The following is a 15,019-nucleotide window of genomic DNA, read 5'->3' as shown; positions in this document are numbered from 1 at the left end:
ATGCACGAGAATCAACAACCACAAACCGAGGCTTTTGAGCTGAGTGAAGCAGAGCGTGCCGCCATTGAGCACGAGATGCACCACTACGAAGACCCGCGTGCGGCGTCCATTGAAGCGCTGAAAATCGTACAGAAACAGCGTGGTTGGGTGCCGGATGGGGCGATCTATGAGATCGCAAAAGTGCTGGGCATTCCGGCGAGTGACGTAGAAGGCGTAGCCACGTTCTACAGCCAGATCTTTCGTCAGCCAGTCGGCCGCCATGTGATCCGCTACTGTGACAGCGTTGTCTGCCACATTACCGGTTATCAGGGCATTCAGGCTGCGATTGAGAAGAAACTTAATATTAAGCCGGGCCAGACCACGTTCGACGGACGCTTTACCCTGCTGCCAACCTGCTGCCTGGGTAACTGCGACAAGGGACCGACCATGATGATTGATGAGGACACTCACAGCCATCTGACGCCGGAAGCGATTCCTGACCTGCTGGAGCAGTACAAATGAAAACTGTAATTCGTACTGCTGAGACGCATCCGCTGACCTGGCGTCTGCGCGATGACAAACAGCCGGTTTGGCTCGACGAATATCAGAGCAAAAACGGCTATGCCGGTGCGCGTAAAGCCCTCGGCGGCATGGCGCCAGACGACATCGTTAATGCGGTGAAAGAGTCTGGCCTGAAAGGGCGCGGCGGTGCGGGCTTCTCCACCGGTCTGAAGTGGAGCCTGATGCCGAAAGATGAATCCATGAACATCCGTTACCTGCTGTGTAACGCCGATGAAATGGAGCCGGGTACCTATAAAGACCGCCTGCTGATGGAACAGCTGCCGCACCTGCTGGTGGAAGGCATGCTGATCTCCGCGTTCGCGCTGAAAGCGTACCGTGGCTACATCTTCCTGCGCGGTGAATACATCGAAGCGGCTGAAAACCTGCGTCGCGCGATTGCCGAAGCCACTGAAGCCGGACTGCTGGGTAAAAACATCCTGGGCACCGGGTTTGACTTCGAGCTGTTCGTGCACACCGGTGCCGGGCGTTATATCTGTGGTGAAGAAACCGCGCTGATTAATTCCCTGGAAGGCCGCCGCGCGAACCCGCGCTCCAAGCCACCGTTCCCGGCAAGCTCCGGCGTGTGGGGTAAACCGACCTGTGTAAACAACGTCGAAACCCTGTGTAACGTTCCGGCTATCCTTGCGAACGGCGTGGAGTGGTATCAGGGCATCTCATCAAGTAAAGATGCCGGTACCAAGCTGATGGGCTTCTCCGGTCGCGTGAAGAATCCTGGCGTCTGGGAGCTGCCGTTCGGCACCACCGCACGTGAAATTCTTGAAGACTACGCCGGCGGCATGCGCGATGGCCTGAAATTCAAAGCCTGGCAGCCGGGTGGGGCAGGGACAGACTTCTTAACCGAAGCCCACCTTGACCTGCCAATGGAGTTCGAAAGCATTGGTAAAGCAGGCAGCCGTCTGGGTACCGCGCTGGCGATGGCCGTCGACCACGAGATCGGCATGGTATCCCTGGTGCGTAACCTGGAAGAGTTCTTCGCCCGCGAGTCCTGCGGCTGGTGTACACCATGCCGTGATGGTCTGCCGTGGAGCGTGAAGATCCTGCGTGCTATCGAACGTGGCGAAGGCCAGCCTGGCGATATCGAGACACTTGAGCAACTGTGTCGATTCTTAGGACCGGGTAAAACCTTCTGTGCCCACGCACCGGGCGCCGTCGAGCCGCTGCAAAGCGCGATTAAATATTTCCGCGACGAATTCGAAGCAGGCATCAAGCAGCCGTTCAGCAATACCCATTCGATCAATGGTATTCAGCCGAACCTGCTGAAAGCACGCTGGTAAAAACAGAATTTTGATTAACGCTCGGTTTCGGCCGAGCCAACTGGAAGCATGCTAATGGCTACGATTCATGTAGACGGCAAAGAATACGAAGTCAACGGGGCGGACAACCTGCTGGAAGCTTGTCTGTCTCTTGGCCTCGATATTCCGTACTTTTGCTGGCATCCGGCGCTGGGCAGCGTCGGTGCTTGCCGCCAGTGTGCGGTGAAGCAATATCAAAACGCGGAAGACACGCGTGGTCGACTGGTGATGTCCTGTATGACGCCAGCCACCGAAGGCACTTTTATTTCGATTGATGACGAAGAAGCCAAACAGTTCCGCGAAAGCGTAGTGGAGTGGTTGATGACCAACCACCCACACGACTGTCCGGTGTGTGAGGAGGGTGGTAACTGCCACCTTCAGGATATGACCGTCATGACCGGTCACAGCTTCCGTCGCTATCGCTTTACCAAACGTACCCACCGAAATCAGGATCTGGGGCCGTTCATCTCTCACGAAATGAACCGCTGCATCGCCTGCTACCGCTGCGTGCGTTACTACAAAGATTATGCAGACGGACAGGATCTGGGCGTGTATGGCGCGCATGACAACGTTTACTTCGGTCGTCCGGATGACGGTACGCTTGAAAGCGAATTCTCCGGTAACCTGGTAGAAATCTGCCCGACCGGCGTGTTCACGGATAAAACCCACTCCGAGCGTTACAACCGTAAATGGGACATGCAGTTTGCGCCAAGCATCTGCCAGCAGTGCTCCCTCGGCTGTAACACCAGCCCGGGTGAACGTTACGGTGAACTGCGTCGTATCGAAAACCGTTACAACGGTACCGTTAACCACTACTTCCTCTGCGATCGCGGTCGTTTTGGCTATGGCTATGTGAACCTGAAAGACCGTCCGCGTCAGCCGGTTCAGCGCCGTGGCGACGACGTCATTACCCTCAACGCTGAACAGGCGATGCAGGGCGCGGCAGATATTCTGCGCCAGTCGAAGAAAGTGATCGGCATCGGCTCCCCGCGCGCCAGCATCGAAAGCAACTTCGCACTGCGTGAGCTGGTTGGGGCGGAAAACTTCTATACCGGTATCGCCCATGGCGAGCAGGAACGTCTGCAACTGGTGCTGAAAGTACTGCGTGAAGGCGGTGTACACACGCCTGCGCTGCGCGAAATCGAATCCTATGATGCGGTTCTGGTGCTCGGGGAAGACCTGACGCAGACCGGCGCACGCGCGGCTCTGGCGGTTCGTCAGGCGGTGAAGGGTAAAGCACGTGAAATGGCAGCGGCGCAGAAAGTGGCTGACTGGCAGATTGCGGCGATCCTCAACATCGGCCAGCGCGCGAAGCATCCTCTGTTTGTGACTAACGTCGACAACACCCGTCTGGACGATATCGCCGCGTGGACCTACTGCGCACCGGTTGAAGATCAGGCGCGCCTCGGCTTTGCCATTGCCCACGCGCTGGACAGCAACTCGCCGGCCGTTGAACTGGATCGCGACCTGCAGAACAAGGTCGACGTGATTGTTCAGGCTCTGGCGGGGGCGAAGAAACCACTGATCATTTCCGGTACCAACGCCGGTAGCGCTGAAATCATTCAGGCCGCAGCGAACGTTGCCAAAGCCCTGAAGGGCCGTGGCGCTGACGTCGGTGTGACCATGATTGCCCGTGCGGTGAACAGCATCGGACTGGGCATGATTGGCGGCGGCTCGCTGGAAGAAGCGTTAAGCGAACTGGAATCCGGTTCTGCTGATGCGGTGGTAGTGCTGGAAAATGACCTGCATCGCCACGCTTCCGCCGCTCGCGTTGACGCCGCGCTCTCCAAAGCACCGCTGGTGATGGTTATCGACCATCAGCGCACCGCGATCATGGACAAAGCACACCTGGTGCTCTCTGCTGCAAGCTTCGCAGAAAGCGACGGGACGGTGATCAACAACGAAGGCCGCGCACAGCGCTTCTTCCAGGTTTATGACCCGGCCTACTACGACAGCAACACCGTGATGCTGGAAAGCTGGCGCTGGCTGCACTCTCTGCACAGCACCGTGCAGAGCCGTGAAGTGGATTGGACGCAGCTCGACCACGTTATCGACGCGGTTGTTGAGAAACTGCCTCAGCTGGCGGGCATTAAAGACGCCGCGCCTGACGCAAGCTTCCGTATTCGCGGCCAGAAACTGGCGCGTGAGCCGCACCGCTACAGCGGTCGTACTGCGATGCGTGCCAACATCAGCGTGCACGAACCGCGTCAGCCGCAGGATAAAGACACCATGTTCGCCTTCTCGATGGAAGGGAACAACCAGCCGTCTGCGCCGCGTTCGCAAATCCCGTTTGCATGGGCACCGGGCTGGAACTCCCCGCAGGCATGGAACAAATTCCAGGCTGAAGTGGGTGGTCATCTGCGCCACGGCGATCCGGGCGTGCGTCTGATTGAAGCCTCCGAAACCGATCTGGACTTCTTCTCTAACGTTCCGGAACGTTTCCAGGCTCAGGAAGGCCACTGGCGTATTGCGCCGTACTACCATCTGTTCGGTAGCGACGAAATGTCCCAGCGTTCTCCGGTATTCCAGCAGCGTATGCCGCAGCCGTACATCAAGCTCAACCCGGCGGATGCCGCGAAGCTTGGCGTTAACGCGGGTGCGAACATTGCCTTTAGCTACGACGGCCAGACAATCAGCCTGCCGCTGATTATTTCTGAAAGCCTGTCAGCAGGGCAGGTGGGTCTGCCGATGGGTATGCCTGGCATCGCGCCGGTCCTGGCGGGTGCGCATCTTGATAACCTTCAGGAGGCAAAAGCATGAGTTGGTTAACGCCGGATCTTATCGACATCCTGCTGAGCATTCTGAAAGCGGTCGTCATTCTGCTGGTGGTCGTCACCTGCGGCGCGTTCATGAGCTTTGGTGAACGTCGTCTGCTCGGTCTGTTCCAGAACCGTTACGGACCGAACCGCGTGGGCTGGGGTGGTTCACTCCAGCTGGTGGCGGACATGATCAAGATGTTCTTTAAAGAGGACTGGGTTCCGCGCTTCTCGGACCGCGTGATCTTTACGCTGGCGCCGATGATCGCCTTTACCTCGCTGCTGCTGGCGTTTGCTATCGTTCCCGTCAGCCCGACCTGGGTGGTGGCTGACCTGAACATCGGCATTCTGTTCTTCCTGATGATGGCAGGCCTCGCGGTGTACGCGGTGCTGTTCGCAGGCTGGTCCAGTAACAACAAATACTCGCTGCTGGGTGCGATGCGTGCTTCCGCGCAGACGCTGAGCTACGAAGTGTTCCTGGGGCTCTCCCTGATGGGCGTGGTGGCGCAGGCCGGTTCATTCAACATGACCGACATCGTCAACAACCAGGCCGACATCTGGAACGTTATCCCGCAGTTCTTTGGTTTTGTGACCTTTGCTATCGCGGGCGTGGCGGTGTGTCACCGTCACCCGTTTGACCAGCCAGAAGCCGAACAGGAACTGGCCGACGGTTACCACATTGAATATTCCGGTATGAAATTCGGTCTGTTCTTCGTGGGCGAGTACATCGGTATCGTCACCATTTCCGCGTTGATGGTAACGCTGTTCTTTGGTGGCTGGCATGGCCCGTTCTTACCGCCGTTCATCTGGTTCGCGCTGAAAACCGCGTTCTTCATGATGATGTTCATTTTGATTCGTGCGTCCTTACCGCGTCCGCGTTATGACCAGGTAATGTCCTTCGGCTGGAAAGTGTGCCTGCCGCTGACGCTCGTCAACTTGTTGGTAACGGCGGCTGTCATTCTCTGGCAGCAGCCATAAGGGGCTTTGAGATCATGACCTTAAAAGAATTACTCGTAGGCTTTGGCACCCAGGTACGCAGTATCTGGATGATCGGCCTGCACGCGTTTGCCAAACGCGAAACCCGGATGTATCCGGAAGAGCCGGTATATCTGCCGCCGCGCTACCGTGGCCGTATCGTGCTGACGCGCGACCCGGACGGTTCCGAGCGCTGCGTAGCCTGTAACCTGTGTGCGGTAGCGTGTCCGGTAGGCTGTATCTCTCTGCAGAAAGCCGAGACGGTAGACGGCCGCTGGTACCCTGAGTTCTTCCGCATCAACTTCTCACGCTGCATTTTCTGCGGTCTGTGTGAAGAAGCGTGCCCAACCACGGCGATTCAGCTGACTCCAGACTTCGAGCTGGGTGAGTACAAGCGTCAGGACCTGGTGTACGAGAAAGAGGATCTGCTGATTTCCGGTCCGGGCAAATACCCGGAATATAACTTCTACCGGATGGCGGGTATGGCAATCGACGGCAAAGATAAGGGCGAAGCAGAGAACGAAGCTAAGCCTATCGACGTCAAGAGCCTGTTACCGTAAGGAGAGGGCAATGGAATTCGCTTTTTATATCTGTGGCCTTATCGCCATCCTGGCTACGCTGCGAGTGATCACGCACACCAATCCGGTGCATGCGTTGCTGTATTTAATCATTTCGCTGCTGGCTATTTCCGGGGTGTTCTTTGCGCTGGGCGCGCATTTTGCCGGTGCGCTGGAAATTATCGTCTACGCGGGTGCCATTATGGTGCTGTTCGTGTTCGTGGTGATGATGCTCAACCTGGGCGGCTCTGAAATTGAGCAGGAACGTCAATGGTTAAAACCGCAGGTGTGGATTGGCCCGGCAATTTTGTCGGCCATCATGCTGGTGGTGATTGTTTACGCTATTCTGGGCGTTAACGACCAGGGCATTGACGGCACGCCAATCAGCGCCAAGGCTGTTGGTATTGCGCTGTTTGGTCCGTACGTTCTGGCGGTTGAACTGGCCTCTATGCTGCTGCTGGCGGGCCTGGTTGTTGCCTTCCACGTCGGTCGCGAAGAACGTGTTGGTGAGGTGCTGAGCAACCGCACTGATGACCGTGCGAAAAGAAAAACGGAGGAGCGCGCATGATCCCCTTAACACATGGACTGATCCTCGCTGCGATTTTGTTCGTTCTGGGCTTAACCGGTCTGGTTATCCGCCGCAATCTGCTGTTTATGCTGATCGGTCTGGAAATCATGATCAACGCTTCCGCGCTGGCCTTTGTGGTCGCCGGCAGCTACTGGGGCCAGGCCGACGGTCAGGTGATGTACATTCTCGCCATCAGCCTCGCGGCTGCCGAAGCGAGTATTGGCCTGGCGCTGTTGCTGCAGCTCCATCGTCGCCGCCAGAACCTGAACATCGATTCAGTAAGTGAGTTGCGTGGATGAACATGCTTGCCTTAACCATTATTTTTCCGCTGATTGGCTTCGTGCTGCTGGCATTTTCTCGCGGCCGCTGGTCTGAGAATCTGTCTGCCACCGTGGGCATTGGCTCAATCGGTCTGGCTGCGCTGGTGACAGCGTATGCGGGTATCGATTTCTTTAACAATGGACGTCAGGCCTACAGCGTGCCGCTGTGGAACTGGATGTCGGTCGGTAACTTCAACATCGGTTTCAACCTGGTGCTGGATGGTCTGTCTCTGACCATGCTCTCCGTGGTCACCGGCGTGGGCTTCCTGATCCACATGTTCGCCTCCTGGTATATGCGCGGTGAAGAGGGATACTCCCGCTTCTTCGCCTACACCAACCTGTTTATCGCCAGCATGGTGGTTCTGGTGCTGGCCGATAACCTGCTGCTGATGTATCTGGGCTGGGAAGGCGTGGGTCTGTGCTCTTACCTCCTGATCGGTTTCTACTACACCGATCCGAAGAATGGCGCAGCGGCCATGAAAGCGTTCGTCGTGACCCGCGTGGGTGACGTCTTCCTCGCTTTCGCGCTGTTCATTCTCTACAACGAACTGGGCACGCTGAACTTCCGCGAAATGGTGGAACTGGCGCCAGCGCACTTCGAAGCAGGCAACAACATGCTGTGGTGGGCAACGCTGATGCTGCTGGGTGGTGCTGTGGGTAAATCCGCACAGCTGCCGTTGCAGACATGGCTTGCCGACGCGATGGCGGGTCCAACCCCTGTCTCCGCGCTGATCCACGCCGCGACCATGGTCACCGCCGGTGTCTACCTGATTGCGCGTACCCATGGCCTGTTCCTGATGACCCCGGAAATTCTGCATCTGGTGGGTATCGTCGGTGCGGTTACGCTGGTGCTGGCAGGCTTTGCCGCACTGGTGCAGACCGACATCAAACGCGTTCTCGCGTACTCCACCATGAGCCAGATTGGTTACATGTTCCTGGCGCTGGGCGTGCAGGCGTGGGACGCAGCCATTTTCCACCTGATGACGCACGCGTTCTTTAAAGCGCTGCTGTTCCTCTCATCCGGTTCGGTGATCCTGGCCTGCCACCACGAGCAGAATATCTTCAAAATGGGCGGACTGCGTAAGTCCATCCCGCTGGTCTATGTCTGCTTCCTGGTAGGCGGCGCGGCGCTGGCGGCACTGCCGCTGATTACCGCAGGCTTCTTCAGTAAGGATGAAATCCTGGCGGGCGCCATGGCGAATGGTCATATCAATCTGATGGTTGCGGGTCTGGTCGGTGCGTTTATGACCTCCCTGTACACCTTCCGTATGATTTTCATCGTCTTCCACGGTAAAGAACAAATTCACGCCCACGCAGGGAAGGGGATTACCCACCACCTGCCGCTGATTGTGCTGCTGGTACTCTCCACCTTCGTTGGCGCGATGATTGTGCCACCGTTGCAGGGCGTACTGCCGGCAACAACCGAGCTTGAGCACGGTCGCGTTCTGACGCTTGAAATCACCTCCGGCGTTGTGGCTATCGCGGGCATCCTGATTGCCGCATGGCTGTGGCTGGGCAAACGCACGCTGGTGACTGCCGTTGCCAACAGCGCGCCGGGCCGTCTGCTGGGCACCTGGTGGTACAACGCATGGGGCTTCGACTGGCTGTACGACATGATCTTCGTGAAGCCGTTCCTGGGCATTGCGTGGCTGTTGAAGCGCGATCCGCTGAACAGCCTGATGAATATCCCGGCGATCCTCTCTCGCTTTGCAGGTAAAGGCCTGCTGTACAGCGAGAACGGCTATCTGCGCTGGTATGTGGCATCCATGAGCATCGGTGCGGTTGTCGTGCTGGCGCTGCTGATGGTGTTGCGATAGTGGTTTTTGCCCGGTGGCGCTGCGCTTACCGGGCCTACGAGACCGTAGGTCGGGTAAGCGTGAGCGTCACCCGACACCACAAACCGCACTAACACGTGAATTTTGTCGAATTCGTTGAAAATCGGTCCCTGAGGGACTTTAACAAGGAATAAAAATCGCCATGTTATTACCCTGGCTAATATTAATTCCCTTCATCGGCGGCTTCCTGTGCTGGCAGACTGAACGCTTTGGCGTGAAGATGCCGCGCTGGATCGCGCTGATCACCATGGGATTGACGCTCGCGCTTGGCCTGCAACTGTGGTTGCAGGGTGGCTACTCATTGACCCAGTCTGCGGGCCTTCCGCAGTGGCAGTCTGAGTTCATTCTGCCGTGGATCCCACGTTTCGGTATCACGATCCACCTTGCGATTGACGGTCTGTCGCTGCTGATGGTCGTGCTGACCGGTCTGCTCGGCGTTCTGGCGGTACTCTGCTCCTGGCGAGAAATCGAAAAATACCAGGGCTTCTTCCACCTCAACCTGATGTGGATCCTGGGCGGCGTTATCGGCGTGTTCCTGGCCATCGACATGTTCCTGTTCTTCTTCTTCTGGGAGATGATGCTGGTGCCGATGTACTTCCTGATCGCGCTGTGGGGCCACAAGGCATCCGACGGTAAAACGCGTATCACGGCGGCCACCAAGTTCTTCATCTACACCCAGGCGAGTGGTCTGGTGATGTTGATTGCCATCCTGGCGCTGGTGTTTGTGCATTACAACGCCACCGGCGTCTGGACCTTCAACTATGAAGATCTGCTGAAGACCCCGATGTCCCACGGTGTGGAATACCTGCTGATGCTCGGCTTCTTCATCGCCTTCGCGGTGAAAATGCCGGTGGTTCCGCTGCACGGCTGGCTGCCGGACGCGCACTCTCAGGCGCCAACGGCGGGTTCCGTTGACCTGGCGGGTATCTTGCTGAAAACGGCGGCCTACGGTCTGCTGCGTTTCTCCCTGCCGCTGTTCCCGAACGCCTCCGCAGAGTTTGCGCCGATTGCCATGTGGCTTGGCGTGATCGGTATCTTCTACGGTGCATGGATGGCCTTCACGCAGTACGACATCAAACGTCTGATTGCTTACACCTCCGTTTCCCACATGGGCTTCGTACTGATTGCCATCTACACTGGCAGCCAGCTGGCGTACCAGGGCGCGGTGATCCAGATGATTGCGCACGGTCTGTCCGCAGCCGGTCTCTTCATCCTATGCGGTCAGCTGTACGAACGTCTGCATACCCGCGACATGCGTATGATGGGCGGCCTGTGGGGCAAAATGAAATGGCTGCCTGCACTCTCCATGTTCTTCGCGGTTGCCACCCTGGGTATGCCAGGTACCGGTAACTTCGTTGGCGAATTTATGATTCTGTTCGGCAGCTTCAAAGTGGTTCCGATGATTACCGTCATCTCCACCTTTGGTCTGGTGTTCGCCTCCGTGTACTCGCTGGCGATGCTGCACCGCGCCTACTTCGGTAAAGCGAAGAGCGAAATTGCTGCTAAAGAACTGCCGGGGATGTCGCTGCGTGAGCTGTCCATCATCCTGCTGCTGGTCGTACTGCTGGTGCTGCTGGGCTTCTATCCGCAGCCGATTCTGGATACCTCGCACTCCGCGATGGGTAACATCCAGCAGTGGTTTGTTAATTCTGCTTCTACTACAAGGCCGTAATTCGCCATGACAATAACTCCACAACAACTGATCGCGCTGCTACCGCTGCTGATCGTCGGATTGACGGTGGTGGTTGTGATGCTCTCCATTGCGTGGCGACGCAATCACTTCCTGAATGCGACCCTGTCCGTTCTGGGTCTGAACGCTGCGTTAGTCTCCCTCTGGTTTGTTGGCCAGGCGGGCGCAATGGACGTCACGCCGCTGATGCGCGTTGACGGCTACGCCATGCTCTACACCGGTCTGGTGCTGCTGGCGAGCCTGGCAACCTGTACCTTTGCGTACCCGTGGCTCGAAGGGTACAACGACAACAAAGAAGAGTTTTACCTGCTGGTACTGATTGCCGCACTGGGCGGCATTCTGCTGGCGAACGCGAACCACATGGCCGCGCTGTTCCTCGGTATTGAGCTGATCTCACTGCCGCTGTTCGGCCTGATTGGTTACGCCTTCCGCCAGAAACGCTCACTGGAAGCGGCTATCAAGTACACCATCTTGTCCGCTGCTGCGTCGTCGTTCCTGCTGTTCGGTATCGCGCTGCTGTATGCACAGACGGGTAACCTCTCCTTCCTGGCGCTCGGCAAGAGCCTCGGCGACGGCATGATGCATGAGCCGCTGCTGCTGGCGGGTCTGGGCATGATGATTGTAGGCCTTGGCTTTAAACTCTCTCTGGTGCCGTTCCACCTGTGGACGCCAGACGTTTATCAGGGTGCGCCAGCGCCGGTCTCTACCTTCCTGGCGACGGCGAGTAAAATCGCTATCTTTGGCGTGGTCATGCGTCTGTTCCTGTACGCCCCGGTGGGTGACAGCGAAGCGGTTCGCGTGGTGCTGGGCATTATCGCGTTCGTTTCCATCATCTTCGGTAACCTGATGGCGCTGAGCCAGACCAACATTAAGCGTCTGCTGGGCTACTCCTCAATCTCCCATCTGGGCTACCTGCTGGTGGCGCTGATTGCGCTGCAAAGCGGTGAGATGTCGATGGAAACCGTGGGTGTGTATCTGGCCGGTTACCTGTTCAGCAGCCTCGGCGCGTTCGGCGTGGTGAGCCTGATGTCCAGCCCGTACCGTGGGCCGGATGCAGATTCCCTGTTCTCCTACCGTGGTCTGTTCTGGCACCGTCCGATTCTGTCTGCGGTAATGACCGTGATGATGCTCTCTCTGGCGGGTATCCCGATGACGCTGGGCTTTATCGGTAAGTTCTACGTGCTGGCCGTCGGTGTGCAGGCGGGTCTGTGGTGGCTGACTGCCGGTGTCGTTATCGGCTCCGCGATTGGTCTTTACTACTACCTGCGTGTGGCTGTGAGCCTGTACCTGAGCGCGCCTCAGCAGCTCAACCGTGATGCGCCGTCCAACTGGCAGTACAGCGCCGGGGGGATCGTGGTGCTGATCTCCGCGCTTCTGGTGCTAATCTTCGGTATCTATCCGCAGCCGCTGATTGAGATTGTGCAGCGCGCGATGCCGCTGATGTAAAAGCAAAAAACCCGCCTCGGCGGGTTTTTTATTGCCCAGCGGCGCTACGCTTGCAGGGCCTACAGGTCTTGTAGGTCGGGTAAGCGAAGCGCCACCCGACTAAGCTAACTGCTTCCTGCTTATTAGCGGCCCGTCAATCTTCTTCATCGAGCGGTCCAGCACCTCTTCAATCACCGACGACAGCTCATTCAGCTCAAACTTCGCCACATAGCCGTCAGCCTTCACTTTGCGTATATGATCTTCGTTCGCGTTGCCGGAAAGAGACGAGTGGATCACCACCGGAATATCTTTCAGTACCGGGTCAGTTTTGATTTTGCGCGTCAGCGTAAAGCCGTCCATCTCCGGCATTTCGAGGTCGGTTAATACCAGGGCAATCTTATCGGTAACGGGGACGCCCTCAGCCTGAGCCTGCGCGGCCAGCTGAGTGATTTTCTCCCATGCGTCTTTGCCGGTGATATGCAGCTGAGCCGGGATCTCCATTGCCTGCAATCCCTTCTCCAGCATTGAGCGCGCTACTTTCGAGTCTTCAGCAACAATCGCGACAGAGCCAGGCTTGATGTTGAATTTGGTGGTTTCCAGATGGGTGGCGTGCAGATCGTGGTTCGCCGGGGTGATGTCATACAGGATCTGCTCCACGTCGAGCACCATTGCCAGATCGTTGGTATCGGTCTTTTCGTCCAGACAGGCAATGCTGGTGATGTAGCGACCGCTGACGGCGGTTTCCGCGGCGTGCACCTGCTTCCAGTCGAGACGCATGATATTCTCCACCGATTCCACGGCAAACGCCTGCACGCTGCGGGCATATTCGGTGATCAGCAAAATGTTTAGCCCGGTGGCTGGCTTGCAGCCGGCGACGGCGGCCAGATCGATCACCGGGATCACCTGGTCGCGAATATTTACCATCCCCATCAGCGGAGACTTCATTCCCGCTGGTTTGGTGAAGGTCGGCATCGGCACAATTTCGCGCAGTTTGAACACGTTGATGCCGAACAGCTCGGATTTATTTTCGTTCAGAGAGGTGCCAAGACGGAACAGCAACAGTTCAAAACGGTTGGACTGGGTCAGGTTCGCCCTGTCATCAATATCTTTCTGGAAATTATCCATTCTACCCTCAAGAGAAATGCTGGCCTTTTAATCGTTATCGGCACCCTGAGGGAAAAATGAAGGACTAAACGCTGACCTGAGCAAAATCTTCCGCCAGCTCGCATGCCGGGAACACCTCCCGACACTCTGCCAGCAGGCTTTCACAGCCGCGGACGTCATAGCGTGAGCTGACGTGAGTGACAATCAGTTTCCGGACGCCAGCCTCGCGCGCCAGCTGCGCGGCCTGACGCGTTGAGCTGTGCCCCCGGCTGTTGGCTTTTTCTTCCATCGCCGCTTCCAGCGTTGCCTCATGCACCATCACATCCACACCCCCGGCAAGCCGGAGCGCCGAAGGGCAGGGGGCGGTATCCCCAAAAATAGCCAGTTTTTTGCCCGGCTGCGGCGGCGCAAGGTAATCCTGACCGTTGATGACGCGCCCGTCTTCCAGCGTGACGGTCTCGCCGTGCTTCAGACGCTGGAACAGCGGGCCAGGTTTCACCCCATCGGCCTGCAACGCGGCGGCGTTCAGCGCCCCGGGCTTGTCATGCTCCTCAACGCGATAGCCGTAGCATTCCACCGGATGGTTAAGCGGGTAAGCGCGCACCTGGTAATCTCCGTCGTCGAACACCAGACCTTCGCCGATCTCAACCACCTCCAGCGGATAGTCGGTCCACGAGCCGCTCAGGCGCAGCGTGGTCTCAACGAATGCCTGAATACCCGCAGGGCCATAAATGGTCAGCGGGTTAGCGTTACCGGCCATCGAACGGCTACACAGCAGGCCCGGCAGGCCAAACAGATGGTCGCCGTGCAGATGGGTGATAAATATTTTATCCACTTTCCCCGGGTGGTATGAGGTATGCAGCAACTGATGCTGCGTACCTTCGCCGCAGTCAAACAGCCACAGCCCGCCGCGGGTAGGATGCTTAAGATCCAGCAGAATAGCCGTCACGTTTCGTGAGCGGGTTGGCACGCCCGCGGACGTACCCAGAAAAATCAGTTCCATAACGCAATCAGCCCTTTGCCGAATGGGAAGGGGTTTAGTATAACGTGATGAACCCCAGGAAGGAGAAACACATGATCCAGTGGCAAGATCTACACCACAGCGAACTGACTATTCAGTCACTCTACGCCCTGCTCAAACTGCGCTGCGAAGTTTTTGTGGTTGAACAAACCTGCCCGTATCAGGATATCGACGGCGATGACCTGGTCGGCGAGAACCGGCACATCCTCGGCTGGCGCGATAACGAGCTGGTGGCGTATGCGAGGATTCTGAAAAGCGAAGAGGATTTTGACCCTGTCGTCATTGGCCGCGTCATTATCAGCGGAAGCGCGCGCGGTGAAAAGCTGGGCTATCAGCTGATGGAAAAAACGCTGGACGCATGCCTGAAACGGTGGCCAGACAAGGCGTTATACCTGGGTGCGCAGGCGCATTTGCAATCATTCTATGGCCATTTTGGTTTTACCCCAGTCACGGACATTTACGATGAAGATGGCATCCCACATATTGGTATGGCGCGCGAAGCGAAACAGGCGCAATAGCGAGACGTTGTCTATAGTTATCGGACTGGTGTACTAACATGGAGAAAAATATGTCATTTCAATCCTGGGATACCCGAGCAGACGACGATCTAACGCTGTTAAGCGAAACGCTGGAAGAAGTACTGCGCTCTTCAGGCGATCCTGCCGATCAGAAGTACATTGAGCTCAAAGCCCGCGCCGAGCAGGCGCTGCATGACGTGAAAAACCGCGTCAGCAACGCATCCGACAATTACTACTACCGCGCCAAACAGGCGGTTTATCGTGCCGACGATTATGTGCACGAAAAGCCGTGGCAGGGCATTGGGGTCGGTGCGGCCGTAGGGCTGGTGCTGGGCCTGCTGTTAGCCCGTCGTTAAGCCGGTAAACCCCTCCCTACACGTGGGTACTGCTATTTATC

General features: G+C 57.3%; 14 protein-coding genes. 12 read left to right on the top strand and 2 right to left on the bottom strand.

Going from position 1 to position 15,019, the window contains the following annotated elements:
• The 10 genes from nuoE (at nucleotide 1) to nuoN (ending at nucleotide 12,000) form a co-directional block, all read left to right on the top strand.
• Entirely contained in the window at nucleotides 1-501 is a 501-nt protein-coding gene (gene nuoE, locus ACQG1K_RS15180) for an NADH-quinone oxidoreductase subunit NuoE (protein WP_006176513.1), read from the top strand.
• On the top strand, nucleotides 498-1,835 hold the full coding sequence (gene nuoF, locus ACQG1K_RS15175; protein ID WP_003861487.1) for an NADH-quinone oxidoreductase subunit NuoF: 1,338 nt from the start codon (nucleotides 498-500) through the stop codon (nucleotides 1,833-1,835). The genes nuoE and nuoF overlap by 4 nt, the downstream gene beginning before the upstream one ends.
• A gap of 54 nt (nucleotides 1,836-1,889) precedes the next feature.
• On the top strand, nucleotides 1,890-4,613 hold the full coding sequence (nuoG, locus tag ACQG1K_RS15170; protein WP_126315040.1) for an NADH-quinone oxidoreductase subunit NuoG: 2,724 nt from the start codon (nucleotides 1,890-1,892) through the stop codon (nucleotides 4,611-4,613).
• Entirely contained in the window at nucleotides 4,610-5,587 is a 978-nt protein-coding gene (gene nuoH / locus ACQG1K_RS15165) for an NADH-quinone oxidoreductase subunit NuoH (protein WP_022648828.1), read from the top strand. Before nuoG ends, nuoH begins: the two co-directional genes overlap by 4 nt.
• Before the next feature lie 14 nt (nucleotides 5,588-5,601).
• Nucleotides 5,602-6,144, top strand: a complete 543-nt coding sequence (gene nuoI, locus ACQG1K_RS15160) for an NADH-quinone oxidoreductase subunit NuoI (RefSeq protein WP_003861491.1) — start codon at nucleotides 5,602-5,604, stop codon at nucleotides 6,142-6,144.
• A gap of 10 nt (nucleotides 6,145-6,154) precedes the next feature.
• Complete coding sequence (nuoJ, locus tag ACQG1K_RS15155) at nucleotides 6,155-6,709, top strand: NADH-quinone oxidoreductase subunit J (protein ID WP_006176507.1); 555 nt, start codon at nucleotides 6,155-6,157, stop codon at nucleotides 6,707-6,709.
• Nucleotides 6,706-7,008: an NADH-quinone oxidoreductase subunit NuoK gene (nuoK, locus tag ACQG1K_RS15150; protein ID WP_006176506.1), complete on the top strand. Its 303-nt coding sequence runs from the start codon at nucleotides 6,706-6,708 to the stop codon at nucleotides 7,006-7,008. Before nuoJ ends, nuoK begins: the two co-directional genes overlap by 4 nt.
• Nucleotides 7,005-8,846: an NADH-quinone oxidoreductase subunit L gene (gene nuoL, locus ACQG1K_RS15145; protein WP_022648827.1), complete on the top strand. Its 1,842-nt coding sequence runs from the start codon at nucleotides 7,005-7,007 to the stop codon at nucleotides 8,844-8,846. Before nuoK ends, nuoL begins: the two co-directional genes overlap by 4 nt.
• A 160-nt stretch (nucleotides 8,847-9,006) precedes the next feature.
• The gene (gene nuoM / locus ACQG1K_RS15140) at nucleotides 9,007-10,536 is read left to right on the top strand and encodes an NADH-quinone oxidoreductase subunit M (protein ID WP_023300624.1); all 1,530 of its coding nucleotides are present in this window, start codon (nucleotides 9,007-9,009) and stop codon (nucleotides 10,534-10,536) included.
• A 6-nt stretch (nucleotides 10,537-10,542) separates the two neighbouring features.
• Nucleotides 10,543-12,000 carry an NADH-quinone oxidoreductase subunit NuoN gene (nuoN, locus tag ACQG1K_RS15135; protein WP_022648825.1) on the top strand — a complete coding sequence of 486 codons (1,458 nt, stop codon included), beginning with the start codon at nucleotides 10,543-10,545 and terminating at the stop codon, nucleotides 11,998-12,000.
• Between the two features lie 99 nt (nucleotides 12,001-12,099).
• On the opposite strand, the gene ACQG1K_RS15130 is transcribed toward nuoN, so the two are convergent.
• Nucleotides 12,100-13,104 carry a chemotaxis protein gene (locus ACQG1K_RS15130; RefSeq protein ID WP_022648824.1) on the bottom strand — a complete coding sequence of 335 codons (1,005 nt, stop codon included), beginning with the start codon at nucleotides 13,102-13,104 and terminating at the stop codon, nucleotides 12,100-12,102.
• Nucleotides 13,105-13,168: 64 nt separating this feature from the next.
• The gene (gene rbn / locus ACQG1K_RS15125; protein WP_022648823.1) at nucleotides 13,169-14,086 is read right to left on the bottom strand and encodes a ribonuclease BN; all 918 of its coding nucleotides are present in this window, start codon (nucleotides 14,084-14,086) and stop codon (nucleotides 13,169-13,171) included.
• A gap of 71 nt (nucleotides 14,087-14,157) precedes the next feature.
• Here rbn and ACQG1K_RS15120 point away from each other — a divergent pair, with 71 nt between their 5' ends.
• Both ACQG1K_RS15120 and elaB read left to right on the top strand, forming a co-directional pair.
• Entirely contained in the window at nucleotides 14,158-14,622 is a 465-nt protein-coding gene (locus ACQG1K_RS15120; protein WP_023300622.1) for a GNAT family N-acetyltransferase, read from the top strand.
• Nucleotides 14,623-14,672: 50 nt separating this feature from the next.
• Complete coding sequence (gene elaB, locus ACQG1K_RS15115) at nucleotides 14,673-14,978, top strand: stress response protein ElaB (RefSeq protein ID WP_022648821.1); 306 nt, start codon at nucleotides 14,673-14,675, stop codon at nucleotides 14,976-14,978.
• Nucleotides 14,979-15,019 lie beyond the last annotated feature (41 nt).

The sequence above is a fragment of the Enterobacter cloacae complex sp. 402C9 genome (assembly GCF_050030745.1).
Lineage (GTDB): Bacteria > Pseudomonadota > Gammaproteobacteria > Enterobacterales > Enterobacteriaceae > Enterobacter > Enterobacter intestinihominis.
The sequence above is the reverse complement of the archived record's forward strand: the minus strand, read 5'-3'. Positions and strand labels throughout refer to the sequence as shown.